Source organism: Bradyrhizobium pachyrhizi, assembly GCF_029714545.1.
GTDB lineage: Bacteria > Pseudomonadota > Alphaproteobacteria > Rhizobiales > Xanthobacteraceae > Bradyrhizobium > Bradyrhizobium pachyrhizi.
The window spans coordinates 5,901,574-5,925,607 of sequence record NZ_CP121667.1 but is presented as its reverse complement, the minus strand read 5'-3'; the positions used below and the strand labels follow the sequence as shown (position 1 = coordinate 5,925,607).

General features: G+C 63.9%; 25 protein-coding genes. 15 read left to right on the top strand and 10 right to left on the bottom strand.

What is annotated here, in order from left to right:
• Window positions 1-55 precede the first annotated feature (55 nt).
• Together QA639_RS28150 and QA639_RS28145 are read left to right on the top strand one after the other, a co-directional pair.
• Complete coding sequence (locus QA639_RS28150) at window positions 56-721, top strand: DsbA family oxidoreductase (RefSeq protein ID WP_283087752.1); 666 nt, start codon at window positions 56-58, stop codon at window positions 719-721.
• 85 nt (window positions 722-806) lie between these two features.
• Window positions 807-1,445: an NIPSNAP family protein gene (locus QA639_RS28145; protein ID WP_050387644.1), complete on the top strand. Its 639-nt coding sequence runs from the start codon at window positions 807-809 to the stop codon at window positions 1,443-1,445.
• Between the two features lie 277 nt (window positions 1,446-1,722).
• Here the strand turns inward: QA639_RS28145 and QA639_RS28140 are convergent, their stop codons facing one another.
• Together QA639_RS28140 and QA639_RS28135 are read right to left on the bottom strand one after the other, a co-directional pair.
• Window positions 1,723-2,907: a GNAT family N-acetyltransferase gene (locus QA639_RS28140; RefSeq protein WP_283087751.1), complete on the bottom strand. Its 1,185-nt coding sequence runs from the start codon at window positions 2,905-2,907 to the stop codon at window positions 1,723-1,725.
• 163 nt (window positions 2,908-3,070) lie between these two features.
• The gene (locus QA639_RS28135; RefSeq protein WP_157343198.1) at window positions 3,071-3,523 is read right to left on the bottom strand and encodes a hypothetical protein; all 453 of its coding nucleotides are present in this window, start codon (window positions 3,521-3,523) and stop codon (window positions 3,071-3,073) included.
• Between the two features lie 159 nt (window positions 3,524-3,682).
• Here QA639_RS28135 and QA639_RS28130 point away from each other — a divergent pair, with 159 nt between their 5' ends.
• The 3 genes from QA639_RS28130 (at window position 3,683) to QA639_RS28120 (ending at window position 7,577) form a co-directional block, all read left to right on the top strand.
• Entirely contained in the window at window positions 3,683-3,910 is a 228-nt protein-coding gene (locus QA639_RS28130; RefSeq protein ID WP_028337120.1) for a hypothetical protein, read from the top strand.
• 128 nt (window positions 3,911-4,038) lie between these two features.
• Window positions 4,039-5,481, top strand: coding sequence for a caspase family protein (locus tag QA639_RS28125; protein WP_198400141.1), 1,443 nt, complete (start codon window positions 4,039-4,041; stop codon window positions 5,479-5,481).
• Window positions 5,482-5,552: 71 nt separating this feature from the next.
• Window positions 5,553-7,577 (top strand): pyrroloquinoline quinone-dependent dehydrogenase, encoded by a 2,025-nt coding sequence (locus QA639_RS28120; protein ID WP_157343201.1) that lies wholly within the window; start codon window positions 5,553-5,555, stop codon window positions 7,575-7,577.
• A gap of 514 nt (window positions 7,578-8,091) precedes the next feature.
• On the opposite strand, the gene QA639_RS41955 is transcribed toward QA639_RS28120, so the two are convergent.
• On the bottom strand, window positions 8,092-8,253 hold the full coding sequence (locus tag QA639_RS41955) for an MGMT family protein (protein ID WP_428841189.1): 162 nt from the start codon (window positions 8,251-8,253) through the stop codon (window positions 8,092-8,094).
• Between the two features lie 59 nt (window positions 8,254-8,312).
• Window positions 8,313-8,702 carry a hypothetical protein gene (locus tag QA639_RS28115; protein ID WP_157343205.1) on the bottom strand — a complete coding sequence of 130 codons (390 nt, stop codon included), beginning with the start codon at window positions 8,700-8,702 and terminating at the stop codon, window positions 8,313-8,315.
• Between the two features lie 290 nt (window positions 8,703-8,992).
• Here QA639_RS28115 and QA639_RS28110 point away from each other — a divergent pair, with 290 nt between their 5' ends.
• Together QA639_RS28110 and QA639_RS28105 are read left to right on the top strand one after the other, a co-directional pair.
• Window positions 8,993-9,946: an amidohydrolase family protein gene (locus tag QA639_RS28110; protein ID WP_157343206.1), complete on the top strand. Its 954-nt coding sequence runs from the start codon at window positions 8,993-8,995 to the stop codon at window positions 9,944-9,946.
• A 214-nt stretch (window positions 9,947-10,160) separates the two neighbouring features.
• Window positions 10,161-10,454, top strand: a complete 294-nt coding sequence (locus tag QA639_RS28105; protein ID WP_028337115.1) for an HdeA/HdeB family chaperone — start codon at window positions 10,161-10,163, stop codon at window positions 10,452-10,454.
• 152 nt (window positions 10,455-10,606) lie between these two features.
• On the opposite strand, the gene QA639_RS28100 is transcribed toward QA639_RS28105, so the two are convergent.
• Window positions 10,607-11,068 (bottom strand): PaaI family thioesterase, encoded by a 462-nt coding sequence (locus tag QA639_RS28100; RefSeq protein WP_028337114.1) that lies wholly within the window; start codon window positions 11,066-11,068, stop codon window positions 10,607-10,609.
• Window positions 11,069-11,108: 40 nt separating this feature from the next.
• A complete protein-coding gene (locus QA639_RS28095; protein ID WP_198400142.1) occupies window positions 11,109-12,584 on the bottom strand; it encodes an amidase in 1,476 nt (491 codons plus the stop codon).
• Between the two features lie 218 nt (window positions 12,585-12,802).
• Here QA639_RS28095 and QA639_RS28090 point away from each other — a divergent pair, with 218 nt between their 5' ends.
• From QA639_RS28090 to QA639_RS28080, 3 genes are all read left to right on the top strand, one after another.
• Window positions 12,803-12,934 (top strand): hypothetical protein, encoded by a 132-nt coding sequence (locus QA639_RS28090; protein WP_050387707.1) that lies wholly within the window; start codon window positions 12,803-12,805, stop codon window positions 12,932-12,934.
• 176 nt (window positions 12,935-13,110) lie between these two features.
• On the top strand, window positions 13,111-13,416 hold the full coding sequence (locus QA639_RS28085; protein ID WP_028337112.1) for a hypothetical protein: 306 nt from the start codon (window positions 13,111-13,113) through the stop codon (window positions 13,414-13,416).
• A gap of 97 nt (window positions 13,417-13,513) precedes the next feature.
• On the top strand, window positions 13,514-13,744 hold the full coding sequence (locus QA639_RS28080) for a hypothetical protein (protein ID WP_016848527.1): 231 nt from the start codon (window positions 13,514-13,516) through the stop codon (window positions 13,742-13,744).
• A 67-nt stretch (window positions 13,745-13,811) separates the two neighbouring features.
• Here QA639_RS28080 and QA639_RS28075 read toward each other — a convergent pair whose 3' ends face one another.
• Window positions 13,812-14,015, bottom strand: a complete 204-nt coding sequence (locus QA639_RS28075; protein ID WP_028337111.1) for a hypothetical protein — start codon at window positions 14,013-14,015, stop codon at window positions 13,812-13,814.
• A gap of 1,331 nt (window positions 14,016-15,346) precedes the next feature.
• On the opposite strand from QA639_RS28075, the gene QA639_RS28070 reads away from it, so the two are divergent.
• Window positions 15,347-15,532 carry a hypothetical protein gene (locus QA639_RS28070; protein WP_157343216.1) on the top strand — a complete coding sequence of 62 codons (186 nt, stop codon included), beginning with the start codon at window positions 15,347-15,349 and terminating at the stop codon, window positions 15,530-15,532.
• A gap of 647 nt (window positions 15,533-16,179) precedes the next feature.
• Window positions 16,180-16,359: a hypothetical protein gene (locus QA639_RS28065; protein WP_157343217.1), complete on the top strand. Its 180-nt coding sequence runs from the start codon at window positions 16,180-16,182 to the stop codon at window positions 16,357-16,359.
• A gap of 7 nt (window positions 16,360-16,366) precedes the next feature.
• On the opposite strand, the gene QA639_RS28060 is transcribed toward QA639_RS28065, so the two are convergent.
• Window positions 16,367-16,552, bottom strand: coding sequence for a hypothetical protein (locus QA639_RS28060; protein WP_157343218.1), 186 nt, complete (start codon window positions 16,550-16,552; stop codon window positions 16,367-16,369).
• A 643-nt stretch (window positions 16,553-17,195) separates the two neighbouring features.
• On the opposite strand from QA639_RS28060, the gene recA reads away from it, so the two are divergent.
• The 3 genes from recA to QA639_RS28045 all read left to right on the top strand — a co-directional run bounded on the left by recA (window position 17,196) and on the right by QA639_RS28045 (window position 20,499).
• Entirely contained in the window at window positions 17,196-18,284 is a 1,089-nt protein-coding gene (recA, locus tag QA639_RS28055; protein ID WP_028337774.1) for a recombinase RecA, read from the top strand.
• 145 nt (window positions 18,285-18,429) lie between these two features.
• Window positions 18,430-19,416: a hypothetical protein gene (locus tag QA639_RS28050; protein ID WP_283087750.1), complete on the top strand. Its 987-nt coding sequence runs from the start codon at window positions 18,430-18,432 to the stop codon at window positions 19,414-19,416.
• Window positions 19,417-19,500: 84 nt separating this feature from the next.
• The gene (locus QA639_RS28045; protein WP_050387653.1) at window positions 19,501-20,499 is read left to right on the top strand and encodes a hypothetical protein; all 999 of its coding nucleotides are present in this window, start codon (window positions 19,501-19,503) and stop codon (window positions 20,497-20,499) included.
• 34 nt (window positions 20,500-20,533) lie between these two features.
• Here the strand turns inward: QA639_RS28045 and QA639_RS28040 are convergent, their stop codons facing one another.
• Together QA639_RS28040 and gcvP are read right to left on the bottom strand one after the other, a co-directional pair.
• Window positions 20,534-20,965 carry an acyl-CoA thioesterase gene (locus tag QA639_RS28040; RefSeq protein WP_157343220.1) on the bottom strand — a complete coding sequence of 144 codons (432 nt, stop codon included), beginning with the start codon at window positions 20,963-20,965 and terminating at the stop codon, window positions 20,534-20,536.
• A gap of 172 nt (window positions 20,966-21,137) precedes the next feature.
• Window positions 21,138-24,011, bottom strand: a complete 2,874-nt coding sequence (gene gcvP / locus QA639_RS28035; protein WP_157343221.1) for an aminomethyl-transferring glycine dehydrogenase — start codon at window positions 24,009-24,011, stop codon at window positions 21,138-21,140.
• Window positions 24,012-24,034: the final 23 nt, after the last annotated feature.

The window sequence follows — 24,034 nt, the reverse complement described above, 5'->3', positions numbered from 1 at the left end:
TCTTGGGGCGCGTTCGGCCTACCTTTGGGGTTCCATTTCTGCCGGGAACCCCGCCATGAGCGATCTGAAGCCGCTTCGCCTCGACATCGTCTCCGACGTCGTTTGCCCCTGGTGCTATATCGGCAAGCATCGCATCGAGGATGCGCTCAAGCTGGTGCCCGATGTGCCGGTCGAGGTGCATTGGCGGCCGTTCTTCCTCAACAACTGGGTGCCGCGCGAGGGCATCAGCCGCGAGGAATATCTCACCGCCAAGTTCGGCTCGGTCGAGGCCTACAAGGGCATCGCCGGCCGCGTGGTCGCTGCCGCCAATGAGGAGGGGCTCACCTACCATCCCGAGCTCGTCAAGCGGCAGCCCAACACGATCGACTGCCATCGCCTGATCCACTGGGCCGAGGCCAGGGGCAAGGCGGCCGAGATGAAGCAGCGGCTGATGGAGCTGTATTTCCGCGACGGCGGCGATCTCACCGACAGCAACGTGCTGGTGCAGGCCGCGGGCGATGTCGGGCTCGATGCCGGCGACGTACGCAAGCGTCTTGCCACCGACGAGGATGTCGCGCTGGTCTCGGCGCAGGCCCAGGAGGCCGCCGAGAAGGGGATTTCGGGCGTGCCGACCTTCGTGTTCGCGCAGAAATACGCGGTGTCCGGCGCCCAGCCGGCCGAGCAGCTCGCCCGCGCCATCCGCCAGGTCTCGGCCGAGATCAACGCAGAGGCTGCGGAGTAGTCCGCAATCCCTATCGAAAGCCCGGCTCATGCCGGGCTTTTTCGTTTGCCCACATCATCCATCGGAAACAATCAGGGAGACCATCATGATCTATGAGCTGCGCACCTATACGGTCCGTCCAGGAGTCGTCGGCGAGATGGTGAAGGCGGCGAGCACGATCTCGCGCGATATCCGCGCCGACAATTTCGGCAAGCTGGAAGGCTACTGGATCACCGAGATTGGTCCGCTCAATCAGGTCATGCACATGTGGAGCTACGCCGATCTCAACGAGCGGACCCGGTTGCGCGCCGAGCTCGCCAAGAATCCGCGCTGGACCGGCGAGTATATTCCGGTGATCCGTCCGCTGCTGGTGCGCCAAGAGGTGCGGCTGCTCAATGCAATCATCCCGCCGGTGGCGCCGGCGACATCAGGCAACATCTACGAATTCCGCAACTATCGCGCCAAGCCGGTCGGCGGCGCCAAGCAATGGCTCGATCTGATCACCGGCGTGATGCCGGAGCGCGAGAAATACTCCAAGATCGTCGGCCTCTGGACCACCGAAGCCGGGCAGCCCAATGAGGTCTGCCACATCTGGGCCTATCCCGATCTCAACGCCCGTGCCACCGCACGCGGCAACGCGATGAAGGACCCGGCCTGGCTGGAATTTTTGAGCAAGGGTACGCAAGTGCTCGAGGAGATGCACTCGACCATCATGCTGCCGGCACCGCATTCGCCGTTGCAGTAAGGGGAGGCGCTGGTCGCGCCGCGTTTCCCAATGATGCGCCGAGCGCAAGACAGAGAGGCCGCCGGTTGAGGCGGCCCTTTCGTTTGGCGTCAGGACGTCGCGAACGCCGGCAAAAGCCTCATCCGATGCTTCCATCAGATGAGGCTTTCGAAGCAAGGGCGCGCGCCGTCTGAGAACCAGCGCGCCGCAACGCTAGTCGGGCCAGCTGACACCAACCTGACGGCAGCGGCCCGTTGTTTCCCGATGTGTCTGCATGCCTACGAAAGGGTAAACCGCATCATCCGAGCTTGCCGCGCCGGCTGCGGATGAAGCGGACGGCGCCGCGCGCGGCTTCGTAGGCGAATTTGTTCAAGGTCAGCGCGGCGTGAATGGCCGGCACCAGCGGATCGCGGCGCCGCAGCGGCAGCAAGACGTCGCCGATCGCGAAGCGGCCGCGCCAGATCGGGTCGATCATGGGGTGACCCGGCGCCGCGGTGGAATCGGCCGAATTGATCGCGGGATCGGCGCATAGATGGCGCGTCAGCTCGAGCGTCAACTGCGTGCCGGGCGAATGTTTCGCAAAGCGCTCGTCGACGCCGATCTTGAAGAAGAAGGCGCGGTCCTGGTGGCGCACCACGATGCCGCCCGCGACCGGCGTGCCGCCCGCATACAGCGTGACGATCTCGCAGCGGCCGGCTTCGGCCATTGCCGACGTCGCGCGGCGGATGAAGGCCGCATCGCCGGCATGCTGGCTGAGCGCCGTGCCGCGCTTTCCCTTCCAGCCACCGGCTTCGAGGACAAGGAAAGTCTCGAGCGCCGTTGCAACCTCGCGCGGCGTGCGGGCGACATCAAAGCGCACCGCGCCATGGTCGGACAGGCGATGATGCTGGCGGCGCAGCTCCTTCAGCTTCTTGGGCCCGAGCGCGTCGCGCAACAATTCGTCGGCATCGCGCGTCGCATCCAGCTGGGCGCGCTGGTAGGCGCTCAGTATGCGCGGCTGCAACCCGTCTCGCGCCAGCACCGCGCGGATCGCCGCCATGGCCGGGCCCTCGAGCGACATGGTGCGCAGGATCAGCGCATGCGCGCCCGCATTGCGTGCCTGCCGCAGTATCTTGCCCGCCGCTTCCTCGGCGGCGTCGCGGTCGAGCAGCGGCGTGCACAGCGTGCCATAGGGTTCGGCACCGACCAAAGCGAGCAGGGGGATGCTGTAGATCCGCCGCATCGGAACGACCGGCAACAGGCCGATCAATTGCCCGGCATCGCCGGCGGCGCTGAGCAGCGCCGCGCCGGTGCGGCCGCGCGCGGAGGCATCGACCGCCAGTTCCCAGTCGGGCTGGTAGTAGCCGTTGGCCTCGATCGCGCGCGCGGCGAGCGCACGCCATGCATTGAGCGGCGCGGCCGACAGCGGCGGCAAGGTGCGATCGTCCGTGGCATCCTTGCGCGATGCACGGTGGATCATTGCCTGGTCAGCAATATCGGCCACGTCCCTGTTTCCCCACTCCGCGAGGCTGATTGGGCCTTGCGTCCGTCAGGGCAACGCTAGCGGAAAGAAATGGAAAATGCCGTTGAGGCCATCGCGCAATTTGAGCGGTCGCGTTAACGGGCCGTTCAGCATACCGGTGCGCGGCGGCCTACCGGCTCAAGCGCTAGGGTTTGACGCTCCGTTGCGCTTCCGCCGCAACGGTGCTCTCGACCGGTTCGTAAATCTCCGTCACGCAATTGTCGTCGGCTCCGACCTGCCGGCGATCGAAGATCGAGCCTTCATTGATGAACACGCGATAGGTCTGCGTCCCCAGCGGCTTGCCGATCACCGATGTCAGCTCGGCGCGCACGCAGGCCGTCCAGCCGGTGCCGCGCGGGTCGTGCAGCGGGGCGGAGACCCGCACATGGGTCGGCTGTGAACCGGCCGTGAACACCGAATCCAGCTTGCCCGCGACCAGCCGTTTGACGTCCGGAGGCGTCTCGAGCGGCGCCGGCTCTGTAGCCTTGACCTTCAAGGCCTCCGGCCACACCGCGTGGCTGTCCGCCAGCCCGCAGCCACTCAATATGAAGGCGGCGCCGGCCAGCAGCGCCGCCAGATGTACTTGTCCCTGTCCCATTCAGCGCATTTAATGTGCCGCCGCCAGGATTGCGCCCCCTGGTGGCGCTGAATTCGCATCAGACGGCGCTTTGTCGATCAACAAATGTCGAGCGACAAGTTATCGTTGGGGTAGAGGTATTACCGGATGTTGCTGCGGCGGCGGGGGAGACAGACTGACATGAAACGCTTCACGGTTGCTGCCGTCATTCTGGCGCTGCTCGCGACACCCACCCTGGCCCAGGGCCGGCGAGGGGGCGGTGGAGGCGATACCAAGGCGGAGCAGAAGCCCAAGGTCGACGAGAAGGCCTACAAGGCCGCGCTCGATCGGATCCCCGAGCCCAAGGAGAAATACGATCCCTGGGGCGTCACCAAGCCGGCCGCGGATCCGGCCAAGAAACCGAAATAGCCGGGCTCACCAGGTCTCGGCAGCCATTCGGCATTCGACCGGCGTCGGTCGGCAGCACATTGCCGCACGGCATGAACCTTGGCCTGACGGCCTCCGACCCATCTTCGATGTCATTGTCGGAGGCCGTCATGCTTCGCCGTTCGCTCCTCAGCCTGATCGTTCCGGCAGCGATCCTGCTCGGCGCCGTGCCGGCGTCGGCGGAAAACCGGCTGGCGCTGGTGATCGGGCAGTCGGCCTACAAGTCGGTGCCCGCGCTGCCGAATCCGGCCAACGACGCCAGGGCGGTGTCGCAGATGCTGACCGATGCCGGATTTGCGGTGACGGCCGCATCGGACCTATCGCAGGACGAGATGCGCGCACGGCTCAGCGATTTCGCCAGCCAGGTGGCGGCGAAGGGCGCCGACACCGTGGCGCTGGTGTTCTATGCCGGGCACGGTCTGCAGATCGACGGCGAGAACTATCTGGTGCCGGTGGATGTCGATCCGAAGCGCGAGGCCGATATCCCGATCCAGGCGGTTCGGCTCAACGACATCCTGAATACCTTGACCTCGGTGCCGAGCCGGATGCGCATCGTGCTGCTCGATGCCTGCCGCAACAATCCATTCCCGGAACTCAGCAAGACCGCGGGGCATGGCCTCGCCATCGTCGATGCCAGGGTCGGCGCACCCGGCACGTTCGTCTCGTTCTCGACCTCGCCGGGCGCCGAAGCCGAGGACGGCAGCGGCGCCAACAGCCCCTACACGACCGCGTTGCTGGCCTCGGCCAAGGAGCCGGGCATCCCGATCGAGGACACCTTCAAGCGCGTTCGCCTCGCGGTGAACAAGGCAACCGACGGCCGCCAGACGCCGTGGGACTCTTCATCACTGACCGACGATTTCCGCTTCATGGCGGGTGCTGCGGCGTCGCCCGCAGCAACGTTGCCGCCGGCCGCGGCCAAGCGCACCGTCGACGAATGGAAGCGCGAGTTGCAGGGCAAGCCGATCGAGGCCGCGAACGAACTGATGGTGATCGATGGCTCCGAGGAATCCTATGAGGCCTTCGCCGCGATCTTCGCCGGCACGCCGCGCGGCCTGCAGGCGCGCGACTGGCTCGACCGGCATCGCCGCATGCTAGCGTGGAATAGCGCTGTTCTCGCCAACACGGCGGCGGCCTATCGCGGCTTCCTCGCGCAATATCCTGACACCGACCTGACAGCGACCGCGCGCAAGATGATCGAACGGCTGCGCTACCGTCCCGATCCGGCGCTCGCCGTCGCGCTCAGCGTGCCCGCGACCAACGTCGCGCTGGCGGCGCCGACCTGCCCGTGCAACGCCACGCCGCAGCCGCCGCCGCAGCAGAGGGTCAACGCGCCGGCGAAGAAGCGCGCCGATCCCGATCCGCCGCGGCGCGCAGGCAAGCGCCCGCCGCGCGTGGTGGTCGAGGACGACGTCGTGGTGGTGCGCCGTCCGCCTCCAACCGTGGTCTATGAACCTGCCGGACCGCCGATCGGAATCGGGATCGGCATCGGCATCGGTGGCGGCGGTGGTTATCGCGGCAACTACGGCGGCGGCTATCGCCGGGGTGGATACTGACGCGCCGATCGCGTAAATGCTTTCCCGCATGAGATGCGGCGCCTGGTGATCGCATCCTGGGGGAGGACGCGATGCGGTCGCTGTTTTGCCTGCTTGCCGCGCTGCTGCTGTATGGTCAGCCGGCGCGCGCCTGGGAGTATTGGGGCGGCGACCGCGGCGGACAGCGCTTCTCGCACCTGGCGCAGATCACATCAGACAATGTCGGCACGCTGCTGCGCGGCTGGGAATTCCGCACCGGCGATCTCGATACGCGCCCGCCCGAGGTGATGAAGCGCACCAAGTTCGAGGTGACGCCGCTGTTCGTCGAGGACAGCCTGATCCTCTGCACGCCGTTCAACGAAGTGATCGCGCTCGATCCCGGCAGCGGTGCGCAGAAATGGCGTTTCGATCCGAAGATCAGCATGGCGCAGCGGCCGGCCAATCGTTTTGTCTGCCGCGGCGTCGCGCACTGGACGGATGATCGTGCGGCGGAAGGCGCCGCCTGCAAGTCACGCATCTTCACCGGCACCAACGACAGGCGCCTGATCGCGCTCGATGCCAGAACCGGCAAGCCCTGCGCCGATTTCGGCGACGGTGGCGAGATCAGGATCGACGTCGGCATGAAGCTGGAATGGCCGGGCGAGTTTCAGATCACGTCGGCGCCGGTGACCGGTCGCGGCGTGGTCGTGGTCGGGTCCGCGATCGGCGACAACCGGCGGCTCGACGCGCCGCTCGGCGCGGTGCGCGCCTTTGATGCGCGAACCGGCCAGCCGCGCTGGAACTTCGATCCGCTCGTGCATGACGGGATCGAGGCCGGCCACAGCAATGTCTGGGCGCCGATGTCGGTGGACGAGGAGCGTGGGCTGGTGTTCCTGCCGACGACATCGCCCAGTCCGGACTTCTGGGGCGGCAAGCGCGCCGGCAATGACGAGCACGCCAATTCCGTGGTCGCGCTGCGGATCGAGACCGGCGAACTCGCATGGGCATTCCAGACCGTGCATCACGACGTCTGGGATTACGATCTGCCGGCGCAGCCGACGCTGGCGCGGATCGATACCGGCAACGGCATGCGCGACGTCGTGATCCAGTCGACCAAGCAGGGTTTTGTGTTCGTGCTCGATCGCGACACCGGCAAGCCGGTGTGGCCGGTCGAGGAGCGCGCGGTGCCGCAGAACGGCGCCGAGGGCGAGCAGCTGTCGCCGACGCAGCCATTCCCGACCCATGTGCCGCCGCTGCTGACACAGCGCATGACGGCCGATGATATCGCCGGCCTGCTGCCGGGCATCGGAAGCTCGGCTTGCGAGGAGCTGTTCGCGCAATCCCGCAATGAGGGTCTATACACGCCGCCGTCGACGCAAGGCACGGTGATCTATCCGATGACCGGAGGTGGCGTGAACTGGGGCAGCGCGGCGTTCGATCCGGTCAACCAGATCCTCTACGCCAATGTCAGCCACGCGGCTCACATCGTCACCTTGATTCCGCGCGACCAGGCCAAGGGCTTCAACCCGCCGCCCGGCCATGAATTCGGCCAGCAGCAGGGTGCGCCGTTTGCGATGTCGCGGGCGCTGGCGATGACGTCGGTTGGGACGCCCTGCAACAAGCCGCCATGGGGCGAGACGGTCGCGGTCGATCTCAAGGCCGGCAAGATCCTCTGGCATGCGTCGGTCGGCACCAGCGAGGATCTCGCGCCGCTCGGCATCGCGCTCAATACCGGCACGCCGCTGGTCAACGGCGTCGCGATTACCGCGGGCGGCCTGGTGTTCACCGGCGCGATGGATGCCTACTTGCGCGCGTTCGATGCGAGATCGGGAAAGCAGTTGTGGCTCGGCCGGCTTCCGGTGCCGGGTGTCGCCAATCCGATGACCTATCTCTGGAAGGGCGAGCAGTACGTCGTGATCGGCGCCGGCGGCCATTCCGAAGCCGGCACGTCGATCGGCGACAGCGTGGTGGCGTTTCGCCTGCCGCGCCAGGGCGAGAGCGTGTCGTTGATGGCCCGGCTGATCGATCGCCCGGGCGGACGGTTCGTCGCCAAGGCTGTGGCCGGCGGTCTCGTGCTCGTCGCCCTCGTCGCGCTGTTGTGGCGCTGGCGGCGGAGCCGCCGCTTGCGATCCGCTTAGGTGCTCCCTGCAGCAGGTGCGCGCCGCCAAAATATCGAAAACAACCCCATGCAAAGTAGCCGGCGGCTGCCGGCGTTCGAAAAGCAACTTGACACGTCGGGCAAGTCAGGGGTATATTTCTACTATTCAGAAATTATGCAAGCGTCGCCTCGCTCCGCTAAAGCACGATGAAGTCGGGTTGAATCGGCTTGGCGGCATTCGCTGCATCTCCTCCCGCAACCGGAGAGGAAGCGCAGGTTGTTCGCGGATGCATTGAACCTGGGGCGTGGACGCGTAAATCCGGGATATCGCTTCCGAGAGGAAATGCGGACCCGCGGCGCAGACCGCGGGGATGTCGACTTGTGGACCAACTTCGCCGCTTCCGATTGCGATCGGGGACCACATCATCGTCGGCAAGCAAGGTCACGCCAGTCTGAAAGAACTGAAGCTGATCTAAACGAGTCGCTTCTTTGGGCCAAAGCGGACCTTATCCCCAGACCCAAAGAGAACACACGCGCGTTCATCCGCAGAGCGATCAGCGGACGCGCGCACCGCGGTTGTACCCGCGCATCTTCCCGTCGCTCGCAACGACGCGGTGGCACGGTATCGACGGATCGTAATTTGATCGCATAACGGCTCCGACAGCCCGTGCGGCGTTCGGATTTCCAGCTTTTGAAGCGACCTCTTTGTACGTCATCGTCTTGCTTTTCGGTATTTTCCGGACGATATCGCGCACTTTGTCGGAGAACGTCTTTTTCATATGCCAAGCGTAGCCTTCTTCCGGTTGACCGCCAGGAGTGTTCCTTGTGTTTGTATGGAACGTAATTCCTTGCCAACCGTTCCACCGGCGGCGTCCGGTAACGCGTCACTGTCCAGGCACTCTTTTATTTTCTTGAGCTTTCCTTCCTCCCATGAATCGTCACCGGTGTACGGAACGAGGGTAAGGTCGAATTCTAATTTCCAGTCAAAAGCGGTCTTATCCTTGCTAGCGTTCGCATACACCCAATACCCGGTGTCGGAGACGCAACACCACCGATAGATCTCGATCTGGCGCTTGTGTCCGTCCTGCCATTCTTCGTCGAGCGATTCGATCTTGCCGGCCTTACTGGCGGTCACGGCGGCGAAGTTGTTGATCGACGTGAGCATGCCGAAGGCGTGAGGTAGATGAGAGCCCAACGGCAACGCTGGCCACGTCAGGACTGCAATGGAAGCCGACCAAGGTCGAGCGGACCGCCGCAGTCGGCATTTGACCCGACTGCGACATGTGCGGTTCAAGATTGTTGCGCCGCAAATTAACCTTTGAACCCGATTTCCATAGTCGCAATTTCCTGATGTGATCCTCAATATTGCGAGCCAATTTGCTGTGATCCAGCGCGGGGCGCCGTGTCGATCACTATCATGTCGTGACTAAAACTATAGAACAGGAAGGACATCACATGCCTTCACGCCGTAGTTTTCTGACCGGCACCGTCGCAACCGGCGTCGCGCTGTCAATGCAGCGTGCCGCGACATCGGTCGCGCAGCAAAAACGAGTGATCGTTGATTCGCAGGTCCACCTGTGGCCGGCGAGCACTCCGGAAAGACCCTGGCTCCCCGGTGCCAAACCGCAGCTTCCGGAGCCCTTCACCATCGAGCGAATAATTCCACTGATGGACGAGGCCGGCGTCGATCGCGTCGTCATCGTTCCGCCGGTGTCGCTCGAAGGCGAGCGCATCGACTATGCCCAGGAGGCGGTCAAACGGTACCCCGGCCGCTTCGCAATCATGGCGCGTGTAGCCCTCGACAAGCCCGACCGCGCGGCACGGCTTGCGACCTGGCGCGACCAGGCCGGTGTACTGGGCGTGAGGTTGAACTTCGGCCCCGGCGAAGCGGCATGGCTGACAGACGGAACCGCGGACTGGTTCTGGCCGGCGGCGGAGAAGGCCCGCCTGCCTGTGATGTTTCTCACATCGGGCCAGACATCGCTGTTCGCCCGTATCGCCGAGCGACACCCGCAACTTACGCTCATCATCGACCACATGGGCGTCGGCGCGGGCCTGCGCCCTCGTTCTGATTCATCGGATTCCATAAGAAACAACGCGGTGCCGGAAGCTATTGCCCAGTCGGTCGCGCTCGCAAAATATGCGAATGTGTCGGTGAAGTTGTCGTCGGTACCGCTGATTTCGACTGAGCCCTATCCATTCCGTGACGTGACCCCGCATATCCACCGCCTATTCGACGCCTACGGCCCGGAGCGCTGCCACTGGGGAACCGATCTAACCAATTCGTTCGCCCGGGCCACTTACCGGCAGCGCGTGACGGAATTCACAGAGGAGCTTCCGTTCCTCACCGACAGCGACAAGGACTGGATCATGGGCCGCGCGATCCTGGCGCGGCTTCGCTGGACGTGAACCGGGCTTGCGGCGATGCATGAGTCCGCTTTAACGCGGCGCCGTCACAGATCAGAAACACGAATTCTCAATGCGTGCACCGAAACGACGTGCGGGCTGATCCGCGCGATCCCGTGCTTGCGTTCGATGTAACGCATCGCTTACGGGTCGCGAGCGGACACGCTGGCTTTCCCGGCGACCGGTTTATTCCAGATCATTGCCCATGGAGATTGCGATGAAGATCACTGCCTCGCTCATGCTTGCCGCCGCGCTCGCGCTGTCGTCGGCACCGGCCAGCGCCACCGTCCTCGATCTCTCGACCATGACCTGCAAGCAGTTCGTCGACGGCGGCGACGACACCATCAAGATGGTGCTGGTCTGGATGGACGGCTGGTACAAGGGCGATTCCGACGAGGCGATCATCGACACCGACGTGTTCACCGAGAACGCCAAGAAGTTCGGCACCTATTGCGGAAAGAATCCGACGATCAGCATCGTCAACGCGGCGGAGGCCGTGCTCGGCAAGTAAATCTTGCAGCGTGATTAGCCTGAACCCTCATGGTAAGGAGCGCGGAACGCGCGTCTCGAACCATGAGGCCGGCCTGGTGGCCTCGTCCTTCGAGACGCTTGCTGCGCAAGCTCCTCAGGATGAGGAGATACACCGTCTATGATGAGAGAGGCCTATCCCGGCAGCATCGCGAAGGCGCTCGACACCATCGCCACCGGCTTGTTGTCGGTGGCGGAGGATAGCGTGACGCGGCCGAAGCTCATGGTACGGCCGAGCCGGACCACGCGGGCGTCGGCCAGCACGTCGGACGCCGTCACCGCGCGCATGAAATGCGTGGTCTGGTCGACCGTCGTCATCGGCCGATAGCCCTTGTTGGCGGCGAGATTGGCCAGCACCATCGCGGTGTCGGCGAACGCCATCAGCGCCTGGCCGCACACGATGCCGCCATTGCGGCACAGCCGCTCGGAGAACGGCATGCGCAGGATCGCGCCGGGCTGCCAGTCGGCATCGCCGCCTGCGGGGGCTGCGATATCGAACTGCTCGACCGACAGATTGAGGTCCTGCACCCACGGCGCAAAGACGTCGCCGAGCACCCGTCGCGCGTCCTCGATCCCGAATTCACTGGCCTGCTGCATGACGTCCTGCTTCCTCAGTTGATTGTTTTCGGTCTATGTCTCAATTCGGCGCGACATGCACGCCCGGCCTCTTGCCGTCGTTCCATTTGCCGTCGATCGCCCGTTCGATCTGGGCGGCGAGCTGCAGCAACAGCCCGTCACTCGCTTGCTTTCCGATCGCCTGAATGCCGAGCGGCAGGCCGTGCTCGTTGGTCGCGAGCGGCAGCGAGATCGCGGGGATGCCGCACAGATTGGCGAGCGGCGTGAAGGCGAAGTTGCGCCAGAGATTGCCGAACCAGTCCAGCACCGACGGATTGTCGCTGATGGTGAGATATTCGGTGGTGCCGACCTTCGGTGTCGGCAGTGCCGTGATCGGCGTCAGGATGATGTCCCAATCCTCGAAGAAGGCGCCGAAGCCGCGCGCCGTGGTGTTGAAGACGGCCTGCATGCGGGCGCGATCGGCGAAGCTGAAGTCGCGGCCATGCTCCCAGATGCGGATGTTGATCGGCTCGATCAGCTCCGCCGGCGGCCGATCGAGGCCGCGCGCGGCGAGCATGTTGCCGATCACGACGGCGAAATTGCTGATGTAGCAGGTGGTCTGTGCCGCGAAGGCTTCCCGATAGTCGACCGCCGGCAGTGCGTAGTCGACCTGATGGCCGAGGCCTTCGAGGAAACGTCCGACCCGCTCGAGCTCGGCTGCGATGTGCGGCGTCGCGCGATAGTCGCCCCATGTGTGCGACAGCGCGATTCTGAGCCGGCCGGGATCGCGCGCGATCATCGCGGCATAGGGCTCGGGCGAGGTCCAGAACGGCATGAACTCGCCGGGCGCGGGGCCACGGCAGGCATCGACGAAAACAGCGGTGTCGCGCACCGTGCGCGATTGGCAGCCCTGGATCGAGACCAGCCCGGTGAGATCGGACAGATGCGGCGCGAGCGAGAACACGCCGCGCGAGACTTTCAGGCCGATATTGCCGTTGACCCCGGCGGGAATGCGGATCGAGCCGCCGCCGTCGGTCGCATGCGCGATCGGCACGGCACCGGCGGCAACCATCGCCGCGCTGCCGGCCGACGAGCCGCAGGTGGTGTAGTCGGTGTTCCAGGGATTGCGCGTGACATAGACCGCGGGATTTTCCGCCGAGCTGCAGACCCCGAACTCCGGCGTCGTGGTGCGGCCGATCAAATTGAGGCCGGCCTTGCGCATCTTCGCGGTCAGGAAAGTGTCCGCCGCGGCGCGATTGCCGCGCATCATCAGCGAGCCCATCTCCTGCAGCCGTCCCTTCAGGGTCGGGCCGAGGTCCTTCATCAGGAAGGGCAGGCCGGCGAACGGGCCGTCGAGGTCGGCGCCGTCGCGCGTCGGATCGGCGATCACGTCGTCGAACAGCTCGACGACGCCGGAGAGCGCGGGATCGACCTTGGCGACGGCGCTGGCTGCCTGCGACGCCAGCTCACGGGGCGTCAGCTCGCCGTTCCGGACGCGCTCCGCGAGCGCCGTCCCGTCGTGCTGCGTCCACTCGTCCCAGCTCATCGCCAAAGTCATTTGATCGATTCCTTTTCTGCTTTGTTGCGCACTGTAATTTGCGCGGCCGCCCGGTCAAACCAGTGCGCGCCGGCAGCCCGTCAGACGCGCGCTTGCGCTCCGACGCGCACTTGCGCTGCGCTCCGACGCGCACTTGCGCTGCGCTGCAAGCGCCGTGCCCGGCTTGAAAATGCCCCAGTTTCGGCGCCCAGTCGCCTCCTCACGAGGTGGGGGCGTACATGTTCCGCAGGTTGGTGTTGCTGGGCGGCGTGGTTGCGATCGGGCTTGCGCTCAGCGGTTGCACGCGCTGCGGTCCGATCTGGGACGACTGGATGCAGTCGCCGAAATCCTGCAAGTCAGACCATCTCTAGAGCATGGTCCTAAAAAAGTGGAAACCGGTTTTCCGAAAAGATCATGCTCAAACAAAGAGATGAGATCATGATGCGATTCCGTGGAAACGCATCATGATCCAGGGCCGGGGCAGGCGCGCTTGGCGGCGGCTTTCTTGGGGTGATATACCGCCGACGAAAATGCAGGGAGTATTCTCATGAGAGTTTTGTGCGCAGTCGCGGTTGCGGTGCTGCTGTCGGCACCGGCCTATGCGCAGATGATGCCGAACGTCAACCTGATGCCTGAGGTCAAGAGCAAGACCCAGGAGGAGAAGGAACAGGACGCGGTCAGGGACAAGGCCTACAAGGACTCGCTCAGCAAGATTCCCGATTCCAAGGGATCGTCCGATCCCTGGGGCGTCGTGCGCAGCGATCCGCCGAAGGCGGCCGCCCATCCCGCCAAGCCGAAGACCAAGACCGGAAGCTCGGCGCAGCCCGGAAGCGCCGCGCCGCGCAGCCAGTAACGCCCATTCGGGGCGACGCCGTCCATCTCCCGCAGACTCGGATTCTTCCGCCGCCGCCCCTATATTGGGGTGTCGTCAGTTGGTCCGGAGTTGCGGCATGGTGTCTCGTCCGCGCGATCTCGCCAGCCGGATGGCCGAGCGGCGAAAGCCGGACGACGGCTATCTGCGCGAGACCTTCAGCCTGCCACGCGATCAGGCCCGCGTGAGGGCGCGTGACTTTCTCAAACGCTACCCGAAGGCGGCCTATATGAGCGCCGTCGAGAGTTGGCGCGAGCTTCCCGGCGGCGACATCGAGTTCACGATGCGGCGGCTGGCCAGCGCGGATTGAAGCGTTTTCGAGCGAAGCGCGCAGGCCAGCCCGTCAGGGCACCGGAGCGTGCACGATAGACTGTGCCTCAGTCCCCATTGCTGCCGCGGGTCCGTTCCCGCCCCAGATTGTTCAGCTCGCGATCGATCCGCAGCTGCACGCGGCGGATCGCCAGCAGATCGAGCTTTGCTTCGGTCTTGCCCGTGAAGACGCGATCGCCGATCTGGAAGCGCCATTTCCAGACGCCGGCCATCAGCTGAGTGACGCTGAACTCGATGCCCCTGTGGATCATCGGTAACGGTTCCGCGAATGAAGGGCGGTCGTCGACATTTAAACCATTAGTTGTAGTAATGATCGGCGCCCGTAAAAAGATCGTATGAAAGGCCGCGTCCGTTCGAACTGTCGTTGTGGATTCCGGAAAGGATTCGTCCGCCGGCAGCGTCGCCACGGAACGGTCGCCAGCCGTGTTGCCTGCGCAGCGCCGCGCATCCGCGCTGGTTGAGCAGGCCAATGTTACGAACACTGGCGGAACCCGAGTCTTCCATCGAAGGCTACGGAGTTTTTCCAGGGCTCAGGAGGGGTACGAAGGTAGTATGCAGATTGTGCCAGCCGCTATCGGACGCCGTCGCGCCTGTCAGGTTAACTTGTTGATTATCAGGGGAACTTCGGGCGCGAGGTGCATCGCCCGGCCCGGAACTTTGTTCTTGGCCGGAGAACTACGGAATTTTAAACGGCCCCGACAGGGGGCCGCCAACCCGTCCCGGAGGCGGGTTTTCCTCCAGCAGTCGGGGGGCTACCTGTCTGGCTGGGGGCCCCCAAATAAGGGCACTGCCGGGTCAATTGTTCCAGTAAACATTCCGCGAGAACAGATCGCGACCCGCAGGAAGTTATGGGGCCAGAACATCTGAGAGCCTTCTCGCTAGTCCTACCGAGAACACCGGCTAACCCTTGGTTGCGTCGGGGTTAATGGCAAACCAGGCCACTCCAAAAATTAAAGCGGGCCACTGTGGATGGAAACAGGCCGGCGCCGGTCTGCTGGTGCTGTCCTAGTTAGGACACTCGTCACGGGGAATTAGGACAACCCGGAAAACACCGGACAGACGCGGCTATCGAAATTTGCAATTCCTGCTGGCATTTCCAAAATGAAACAATTCGGAGAATTGTTTTGCCAGCTTGGGCCGAAGAGGAAGAACAGCTCCTGCTACGGATGATGCGCGAAACCGAGCTAACCCAGCGCGAGATTGCGCAGAAGCTAGGCCGCACCGAGGCGGCCGTGAGTGCGCGGCTAACGATAATCAGGAAGCGCCCAGCAGCGGGAACTAAGACCCGTTAAGCATCCGGGAAAGAGTGGCAACTGATTTACTTTTGATTCACCCAAGTTGGTTGACTAACTCCGGCGTTGATTTGATGATCCAAACCCTGGGCAGGGCTGTTTCATTAAGATCGATTTTCAGAGCCCAGAGGGGCCGTCTATTACCGAAGAGCGGCGGTTCGGCGTGAGAATGGAAATATAGAACGGCCCCAGCATTGCCCTCCAAGGGTGCTGGGGCCGTTTCTTTTAGGAACAAGGCGCGGGCGGGCTGTCCTAGTTAGGACACTGGCAGAGGGGAATTAGGACACCTGATGCCGGCGCACTTCTCCGGCCGCCATGTTGAGAATTGGGATGTGATCGGCGGCGAGCTGTCGCTGAATGAGGCTAACGGCCCATCCCTCCGGGATAGCGTCGAGCACTCGGTCAACAGCTTCTTCGCGCGAAGTCGCAGCGAGCCAGATTTGGACCTCACCGTCATCGGTCGTCACGCGGACTAGATGAACCTCGGTCGCCTGTTGCATGAGCAATAAAAGCGGCATCGAGGGAATTGTTTCAAAAATCTTCGCTTAAGTTAAGCCTGGAACCGCAATTAGGGCGCTATCGCTGACATGCCTACTTTAATGCGGACACTAAGGCCGGAGCGCAAGCTCTCAGCCTGTCTACTCATGGATGATCCAACCGCCTTGGCCTCAGCGTGTACCCCCTCGCTGGGGCCGTTTCTTTTGGGCAAAGAAGAAAGCCCGGCTCGCGCCGGGCTTCGTTGTTCAGGCTGACTTGTGAGATAGCGCCGCTTCTCGGCTGCCGCGATGTCGAGAGCCCTTCAGCACCTCATTCACGCGGCCGGGATTCACGTCATACGTTGCCGCGATTCGATGTTGAAATTCGCTGTTCCAATGACGAATCCAGATCTCCACAGCGTCATCGAATGTCAGCTTGCTCCCCTTGGCGTTGCCAGCACGTTGACCGACACGGCGCGCCGTGTGATTGAGCGCTCGGCTGAGCAGGCTGGATCTTATGAGGCTGGACGAGATCGACGCGTTCTACCCGGCTTCGTCCCAACCGAAGCCACGCCCGCCGACGTGAGCAACGATTCAAACGGTGGTGGGCTGGCGGTGGCGGCGGAGGAAGCGGCGGAGAGGATGACTTGCAACTTGATCCTCTGTTGCTTGCTCTCTTGAAAAAGATTCCTGACCCTGAGAAGGGCTGGCCCGCTGCGCAACGGGTGCGTTGGTTCAAGATATTCGCAATGAACGTCTCCCAAATCTATGATGGAGACGACGAGCCCGTCGAAATGAAGATTGAACAGGACAAGGCCGCCAACTGAGGCGGCCTTACTTCTTCTTGAGCAGATCGGCCAAGTCCGTCTCGAATATCAGTTGGGTGCGCTCAAAGAGATCGAGAAGGTCGATTGAGTCTGGCAATCCGCTGCGGGCCACGATCTCCCGCTGGCGCTCGACGATGCGCCGGCCACCATCAACGTGGCGCTGTGCCTGAGCTATCCTTTCATCCAGCGTCATCGCCGGTTCCTGGCTGGAATCAGAGTGCGCTCAGAAACCAGAATATGCCAGTTACAAAATGCGGCCCAGCGGAGAGCGGACCTACTGTTCATCGTCAGGCGGAGGAATGGGTTCGCGGGTTTTCCGGCCCAAGAATGTATCCGGCGGCGGATGGGTTTCGAGGACTTGGGTTGATTCATCGATGACCCGGCGGGACTCATCGATGGCTCTTTTATCGATGAAGTCATTCGGCCGATGAATGAAAGATCCGCGCACCACTGATCGCCTCCACGATCAACCTTGTTGAACTCCTCAATAACCCCTTGATACGCGTTTCGTTCTCGCACCGAGAAGCGACGGCATAAGCTTTGATGTGCCTCAAAGCCTTGGGTCAAACGGAGAACGCCGCCGGCCCACGCTCGGTAGTCCTACCGAGAACATCGGCTAAGCCATGGTTTCCGTTCGCTTAATCCGAACTAGGACACTCTGGAATTCAAGTTCGGACACGGCGGCTTAAATGCGGGCAGCCCCCGGTCTGCCCGAAAGAACATATTGCGAACCTAGAACAAATGTGGTACGAGGTTCCAATCAACAACGCATTCCGCCTGATCTCATCGCCCGTTTTTCCCGCTAGCGAATCCCCGCCATAAGGAGCACATCCCAAATGTCCGCCACCGCACTGCGTATCGTCGAAGGATCCTCCATGGACAAGTCCAAGGCCCTCTCAGCCGCGCTCTCCCAGATCGAGCGCCAGTTCGGCAAGGGCTCGGTGATGAAGCTCGGCAAGAACGACCGTTCGATGGATGTCGAGACGGTCTCGTCGGGGTCGCTCGGGCTCGATATCGCGCTCGGCGTCGGCGGCCTGCCGAAGGGGCGCATCGTCGAGATCTACGGGCCGGAATCGTCGGGCAAGACCACGCTGGCGCTGCATACGGTGGCGGAAGGCCAGAAGAAGGGCGGCATCTGCGCCTTCATCGACGCTGAACATGCGCTCGATCCGGTCTATGCGCGCAAGCTCGGCGTCAACATCGACGAGCTCTTGATCTCGCAGCCGGACACCGGCGAGCAGGCGCTCGAGATCGCCGACACGCTGGTGCGCTCCGGCGCGGTCGACGTGCTGGTGATCGATTCGGTCGCGGCGCTGGTGCCGAAGGCCGAGCTCGAGGGCGAGATGGGCGATGCGCTGCCGGGTCTGCAGGCCCGCCTGATGAGCCAGGCGCTGCGCAAGCTCACCGCCTCGATCAACAAGTCGAACACGATGGTGATCTTCATCAACCAGATCCGCATGAAGATCGGCGTGATGTACGGTTCGCCGGAGACCACCACCGGCGGCAACGCGCTGAAATTCTACGCTTCGGTCCGCCTCGACATCCGCCGCATCGGCGCGATCAAGGAGCGCGACGAGGTGGTCGGCAACACCACCCGCGTCAAGGTGGTGAAGAACAAGCTGGCGCCGCCCTTCAAGCAGGTCGAGTTCGACATCATGTATGGCGAGGGCGTGTCCAAGATGGGCGAGATCCTCGACCTCGGCGTCAAGGCCGGCATCGTCGAGAAGTCCGGCGCCTGGTTCTCCTATGACAGCCAGCGGCTCGGCCAGGGCCGCGAGAATTCCAAGGCATTCCTGAAGTCGAATCCCGACATCACCGCCAAGATCGAAGCCGCGATCCGGCAGAACTCCGGCCTGATCTCCGAGCAGATCCTCGCCGGCACGCCCGAGCGCGACGCCGAGGGCGAGGAGCCGACGGAAGAGTAAGGCTCAATTATTTTCGCTGCAAGCGGGCGCTGAGGATGTTGAGTTGCCGACGTCTTCGGCGCCCGTTTGGTTTTGTGTGTGTTTCGTGAAGCAGTTGATCCTCAGCTTGCGGTGCTGATGCCACCGCGCGTAGCCGGAGAGCGTCGTGACGGGTCTGATCCTGGCGACAAGCGATCTCGCGAGCTATCGCCTGAGGCAGGCGGGAAGGGCGGACGTCGTCGTCGGGTTGAGGCCGCGCTTCGTTTGGGGGAAAATGCCCTCGTCGGCTGACCTCACGACCCTGCTGGAACCGCGTTCTGCAAAGCATGTCGATTTCGACCCGCACTGGCTCGACTTCGCCAGTTCAAGATGGACCGGCTCGATTGGTCGGGACGTCGGGCTTGTCGAGTTGTGTGAGCGTTGCGACAGGGTCGAGCTATGGGCCGATCCTCAGCCGAATGACCAGCTGGTGCTGGCCTGGTTGCTCGACGTGCTCCGCCCGCACCGCCACATCGTAGCGAAGCTCAAGCTGGTCCAGACCGATGTCGAGATCGGCAGGTACCGAAGTGAGAGCTCGGCGAAATGGCGATTGCCTGCACTTGCGGTGACGGATGATCGGCTGGAATTGGCCAGTCGCGCCTGGAATGCCTATCGCGCCCCGACGCCCGAGCCCTGTTTCGACCTTCTCATGCAGGATCTGTCGGCCATCCCGCAGCTCCGCGCGGCGCTGATTGCGTTGCTCGAGGAGCTGCCCGGGCGAGACACCGGCCTCGGCGCGTCCGAACTGCGGATGCTGGATCTCGTCGCCGACGGCAAGACAAGCCCACAGGTCCTTTCGAGCGAGCTGAACAGGGAGCGCGGCGTGTTCGATTTTCAGGAAGCGGAGCTGATCCTGGACCGGCTCGCCGATTGTCCATCACCGGTCCTGACCGGATTCCCCGCCGAGATCGAGGGGGCCGACGATTTGAAGGCCCGACGAGAACGACTCCTGTACAGTCGGTTGTCGCTCACCGATTTCGGCCAGGAAGTGTCGGATCGCGAGCTCGACTTCAGCCAGTACAACACGATCCATCGCTGGTGGGGCGGCACCGAATTGACCAATGAGCGGCTGTGGCGCTGGGATGCCGAGAGCCGCACCTTGGTCGCTCCATAGGTCTGTTCATTGGATCGAGGTGGAGCGCGCAAGCTGTCGTTCAACTGAACCAATGAATTGGCCTGACCCGAAAATGAACCCGTTATGAGCCGGCTCATCTTCACATTCACCGATAGCGGGGCGGGCGGCCTGAAGGCCGCACGGCTTGCCGATTGCGTAATTAGCATCGAGCATCGGTTTGTTTGCGGAAGATTGCCGGCCTCGGGCGATTTCGACGCCTTGTTCGCGCCCCGCGCAGCTGCGCACGGTACCGGGCCCCACTGGCTGGATAATCTCACCGGCAGATCGATTGAGGCCGCGCATCGTCAGGGTCTTGGATTGATCGAATTTTGCGAGCGCTTCGACGCCGTCGATCTGTGGGTCGGTCCCGATCCGAATTCACAACTGCAGTTGATTTGGCTGCTGGATTACTTGCGCCCGCATGCGAACGTCACATCCAGGCTTGCTGTATTCCAGACAAATCACATCATCGGCGAGCAGCAGCCGGCCGAGTTGGCCGCCTGGCAGCTGCAGCTCGTCCCCATCCGTGGCGACCACCTCGAAGCCGCCGGCGTTGCGTGGACAGCCTGGCGCGCATCGACGCCGGAAGCCTGGTTCAATCTGTTGAGGCAGGATCTCGGCGCACTTCCGCGATTGCGGAGTTCAGTCGTCGCGCTCCTGGAAGAACTCCCCTCGCGCGGCTCCGGGCTTGGCGCGACGGAAATGCGATTGCTCGAGTTGATATCCGCAGGCCATGTCCATCCGTACGAATTGTTTCCGGGGCACCAGAAGCTCAACGACCAGAAGACGTTTGACTATTGGGAGGCTGGAGCCTTGCTGGATGGTCTGGCCCATTGTCCTGTGCCTGTCATATCAGGCCTCGTTGAGGGGCCATTTGATCTTGCCATGCACGAAGATCCTGACCGGCACCAACGCTACAAGCGAAGCCGGCTTGCGCTGACCGCCCTCGGACAGGCAATCGTGGCAGGCGCCGGCGACTTCAGCCAGCACAACCCGATCGATCGCTGGTGGGGTGGTACGAAGCTTACCAACGACCGGCTGTGGCGCTGGGATGCCGAGAGCCGCACCTTGGTCGCTCCATAGGTTTGATCGACACCGCGCCGCCGGCAGGGCCGCGTTACGCCAGCGCCTTTTCGCGGCTCGCGATCAGTGCCCGCAAATCCTCGGTCACGGCGACCGACTGGTGCGTCTTCTGGTCGGTCGCGACCCAGATGATCTCGCCGGTGGCGCGCAGGTCATCGGAGCCCTTGGCGAAGATCGCGAGCGCAAGATTGATCGAGGAGCGACCGATCCGCGCGACCCGGACGCAGACCTCGATGTTCTCGTCGAACCGGATCGGCGCCTTGTACTCGACGACCGATTTCACGGTGTGGAAGTCGATCCCGGTCCGCGCCACCTCGCCGAGATAATCGTAGCCCAGCGCGCGGAAATATTCGGTGATGGCGGTGTCGAAATAGGTGAGGTAGTGCGCGTTGAACACCACGCCCTGCGCGTCGACCTCCGAATAGCGGACGCGAAACGGGAAATGGAACCAGAATTCCTCGCGCATGTTTCCTCCTGCCGCGGGCGGGCCAGTCCGTCATTCCGGGGCGCGACGAAGTCGCGAACCCGGAATCCAGAGGTCGTGGATCGAGATTCCGGGTTCTCGCTTCGCGAGCCCCGGAATGACACCGAGTGAATCAGGCGTCAGAGACGCAACGCCACATAGCTGCAGTAGCTCCTTACTCCGCCGCCTGCGCGTAATCCTCGACCGGCGGGCATGAGCACACCAGATTGCGGTCGCCATAGACGTTGTCGACGCGGCCGACCGGGCTCCAGTATTTGTCGGAACGCGACACGCCGGCCGGGAAGCAGCCCTCGGCGCGGGTATAGGCCCTGTTCCAGGCATCGTCGGCGATGTCGTGGACGGTATGCGGCGCGTGGCGCAGCGGCGAGGCCTCGACCTTCCAGCGGCCCTTCTCGATCTCAGCGATTTCGTCGCGGATCGCGATCATGGCGTCGCAGAAGCGGTCGATCTCGAACTTCGATTCCGATTCCGTCGGCTCGATCATCAGCGTGCCCGCCACCGGGAAGCTCATGGTCGGCGCGTGGAAGCCGTAGTCGATCAGGCGTTTGGCGATGTCGTCGACGGTGACGCCGCTGCTCGTCTTCAGCGGCCGCGGATCGACGATGCACTCATGCGCGACGCGGCCGCGCTCGTTGCGGTACAGCACCGGGAAGTGCGGCTGCAGCCGTGCGGCGATGTAGTTGGCATTGAGGATCGCGATCTCGGTCGCGCGCGTCAGACCTTCGCCGCCCATCATCAGGATGTAGATGTAGGAGATGGTGAGGATCGACGCCGAGCCGAACGGCGCGGCCGACACCGGGCCGACCGCGTGCGCCGTGGTGCCGTCGGTCGCGGGATGGCCCGGCAGATAGGGCGCAAGATGCGCCTTCACGCCGATCGGGCCCATGCCCGGGCCGCCGCCGCCATGCGGAATGCAGAAGGTCTTGTGCAGGTTGAGATGGCTGACATCGGCGCCGTAGTCGCCGGGCCGCGACAGCCCGACCTGCGCGTTCATGTTGGCGCCGTCGAGATAGACCTGGCCGCCATGGGCATGCACGATGTCGCAGATCTCGCGGATATGTTCCTCGAACACGCCGTGGGTCGACGGATAGGTGATCATGACGGCGGCCAGGTTGGCGGAGTGCTTCTCGGCCTTGGCGCGGAGATCATTGACGTCGACGTCGCCGCGCGCATCGCACGCCACCACCACGACCTCCATGCCGACCATCGCCGCCGAGGCCGGATTGGTGCCGTGCGCGGAGGAGGGGATCAGGCACACCTTGCGGTGCGGCTCGCCGCGCGCCAGGTGATAACCCCGGATCGCCAGCAGTCCGGCATATTCGCCCTGCGCGCCGGAGTTCGGCTGCAGCGAGACCGCATCATAGCCGGTGATGTCGCACAGCCATTGCTCCAGCCGCTTGAACAGCGCGTGATAGCCCTTGGCCTGATCCGCGGGCGCGAACGGATGCAGGTTGCCGAACGCCGGCCAGGTCAGCGGGATCATTTCGGTGGTGGCGTTGAGCTTCATCGTGCAGGAGCCGAGCGGGATCATCGCGCGGTCGAGCGCGAGGTCACGATCACTGAGCTTGCGCATGTAGCGCAGCAGCTCGGTCTCGGAACGGTGCGTGTTGAACACCGGATGGGTGAGGAAGGCGCTGGTGCGCCGCAGCTCCTTCGGCAGCGCCTCGTGCGCGCCGGCCTCGATCTCGGCATAGCTGAGCTTGCCGCCGAACACGCGCCACACCGCCTCGACCGTCTCCGGCGTCGTGGTCTCGTCGAGCGCGATGCCGAGCGTGGTCGCGCCGACGCGCAGATTGATCCGCTCCGCCAGCGCGCGGGTGACGAGCTCGATCTGCTTGCTGCCTGCCTCGACCGTCACGGTATCGAAGAACGCTTCGCTGGTCGGCGCAAAGCCGAGCTTGCGCAGGCCGGCGGCAAGCACGGTGGAGCGGCGATGCACGCTGCGTGCGATATGGGTCAGGCCCTCCGGACCGTGATAGACCGCATACATCGAGGCGATCACGGCGAGCAGCACCTGCGCGGTGCAGATGTTCGAGGTCGCCTTCTCGCGGCGGATGTGCTGCTCGCGGGTCTGCAGGGCGAGGCGATAGGCCGGTGCCCCACGCGAATCCACCGAGAGGCCGACGATGCGGCCGGGCAGCGAGCGCTTCAGCGTGTCGCGCACCGCCATGTAGGCGGCGTGCGGTCCGCCGTACCCCATCGGCACGCCGAACCGCTGCGCCGAACCGATCGCGATGTCGGCGCCGAGCTCGCCCGGCGACGCGAGCAGCGTCAGCGACAGCAGGTCGGCGGCAACGATCGCCAGCGCGCCCTTGGCGCGCAGCGAGGCGATAGCAGGCTTAAGGTCGCGTACCGCGCCCGATGTGCCCGGATATTGCAGCAGCGCGCCGAGTACATCGGCGTTGTCGAGCTCGGTCAGGGGATCGCCGACCACCAGCGCCCAGCCCAGCGGCGCGGCGCGCGTGCGCATCACCGCCAGCGTCTGCGGATGCACCTCCTTGTCGACGAAGAACACCTTCGCCTTGACCTGCGAGTGGCGCTCGGCGAGCGCCATCGCTTCCGCCGCCGCGGTCGCCTCGTCGAGCAGCGAGGCGTTGGCGACGTCGAGCCCGGTAAGATCGCAGATCATGGTCTGGAAGTTGAACAGCGCCTCGAGCCGGCCCTGGCTGATCTCCGGCTGGTACGGCGTATAGGCGGTGTACCAGGCCGGGTTCTCCAGAATGTTGCGCTGGATCACCGCGGGCAGGATGGTCCCCGAATAGCCCTGGCCGATCAGCGAGGTGAACACCTGGTTCTGCGCGGCGAGCTCGCTCATATGCGCGAGCGCCTCGGTCTCGCTCAGCGCCCGGCCGAGATCGAGCGGCGCCTTCTGCCGGATCGACGCCGGCAGCGTCTCGTTCATCAGCGCCTGCAGGCTCGCGGCGCCGACCGTCTCCAGCATCGCGTTGACGTCGCGCGGCGACGGTCCGATGTGGCGGCGGACGAAATCGGTGGCGGCTTCGTTGATCGGCTTGAAGGGCGCGTTCATGACGTGATCCTCGGGGTGATCCT

Bases quoted from the DNA above. Each gene is read 5' to 3' on its own strand.
- QA639_RS28150 (WP_283087752.1), top strand. From the start codon at position 56: ATGAGCGATCTGAAGCCGCTTCGCCTCGACATCGTCTCCGACGTCGTT.
- QA639_RS28145 (WP_050387644.1), top strand. From the start codon at position 807: ATGATCTATGAGCTGCGCACCTATACGGTCCGTCCAGGAGTCGTCGGC.
- QA639_RS28135 (WP_157343198.1), bottom strand. From the start codon at position 3,523: ATGGGACAGGGACAAGTACATCTGGCGGCGCTGCTGGCCGGCGCCGCC.
- QA639_RS28130 (WP_028337120.1), top strand. From the start codon at position 3,683: ATGAAACGCTTCACGGTTGCTGCCGTCATTCTGGCGCTGCTCGCGACA.
- QA639_RS28125 (WP_198400141.1), top strand. From the start codon at position 4,039: ATGCTTCGCCGTTCGCTCCTCAGCCTGATCGTTCCGGCAGCGATCCTG.
- QA639_RS28120 (WP_157343201.1), top strand. From the start codon at position 5,553: ATGCGGTCGCTGTTTTGCCTGCTTGCCGCGCTGCTGCTGTATGGTCAG.
- QA639_RS41955 (WP_428841189.1), bottom strand. From the start codon at position 8,253: ATGACGTACAAAGAGGTCGCTTCAAAAGCTGGAAATCCGAACGCCGCA.
- QA639_RS28115 (WP_157343205.1), bottom strand. From the start codon at position 8,702: ATGCTCACGTCGATCAACAACTTCGCCGCCGTGACCGCCAGTAAGGCC.
- QA639_RS28110 (WP_157343206.1), top strand. From the start codon at position 8,993: ATGCCTTCACGCCGTAGTTTTCTGACCGGCACCGTCGCAACCGGCGTC.
- QA639_RS28105 (WP_028337115.1), top strand. From the start codon at position 10,161: ATGAAGATCACTGCCTCGCTCATGCTTGCCGCCGCGCTCGCGCTGTCG.
- QA639_RS28100 (WP_028337114.1), bottom strand. From the start codon at position 11,068: ATGCAGCAGGCCAGTGAATTCGGGATCGAGGACGCGCGACGGGTGCTC.
- QA639_RS28095 (WP_198400142.1), bottom strand. From the start codon at position 12,584: ATGACTTTGGCGATGAGCTGGGACGAGTGGACGCAGCACGACGGGACG.
- QA639_RS28090 (WP_050387707.1), top strand. From the start codon at position 12,803: ATGTTCCGCAGGTTGGTGTTGCTGGGCGGCGTGGTTGCGATCGGGCTT.
- QA639_RS28085 (WP_028337112.1), top strand. From the start codon at position 13,111: ATGAGAGTTTTGTGCGCAGTCGCGGTTGCGGTGCTGCTGTCGGCACCG.
- QA639_RS28080 (WP_016848527.1), top strand. From the start codon at position 13,514: ATGGTGTCTCGTCCGCGCGATCTCGCCAGCCGGATGGCCGAGCGGCGA.
- QA639_RS28075 (WP_028337111.1), bottom strand. From the start codon at position 14,015: ATGATCCACAGGGGCATCGAGTTCAGCGTCACTCAGCTGATGGCCGGC.
- QA639_RS28070 (WP_157343216.1), top strand. From the start codon at position 15,347: ATGCCGGCGCACTTCTCCGGCCGCCATGTTGAGAATTGGGATGTGATC.
- QA639_RS28060 (WP_157343218.1), bottom strand. From the start codon at position 16,552: ATGACGCTGGATGAAAGGATAGCTCAGGCACAGCGCCACGTTGATGGT.
- recA (WP_028337774.1), top strand. From the start codon at position 17,196: ATGTCCGCCACCGCACTGCGTATCGTCGAAGGATCCTCCATGGACAAG.
- QA639_RS28045 (WP_050387653.1), top strand. From the start codon at position 19,501: ATGAGCCGGCTCATCTTCACATTCACCGATAGCGGGGCGGGCGGCCTG.
- QA639_RS28040 (WP_157343220.1), bottom strand. From the start codon at position 20,965: ATGCGCGAGGAATTCTGGTTCCATTTCCCGTTTCGCGTCCGCTATTCG.
- gcvP (WP_157343221.1), bottom strand. From the start codon at position 24,011: ATGAACGCGCCCTTCAAGCCGATCAACGAAGCCGCCACCGATTTCGTC.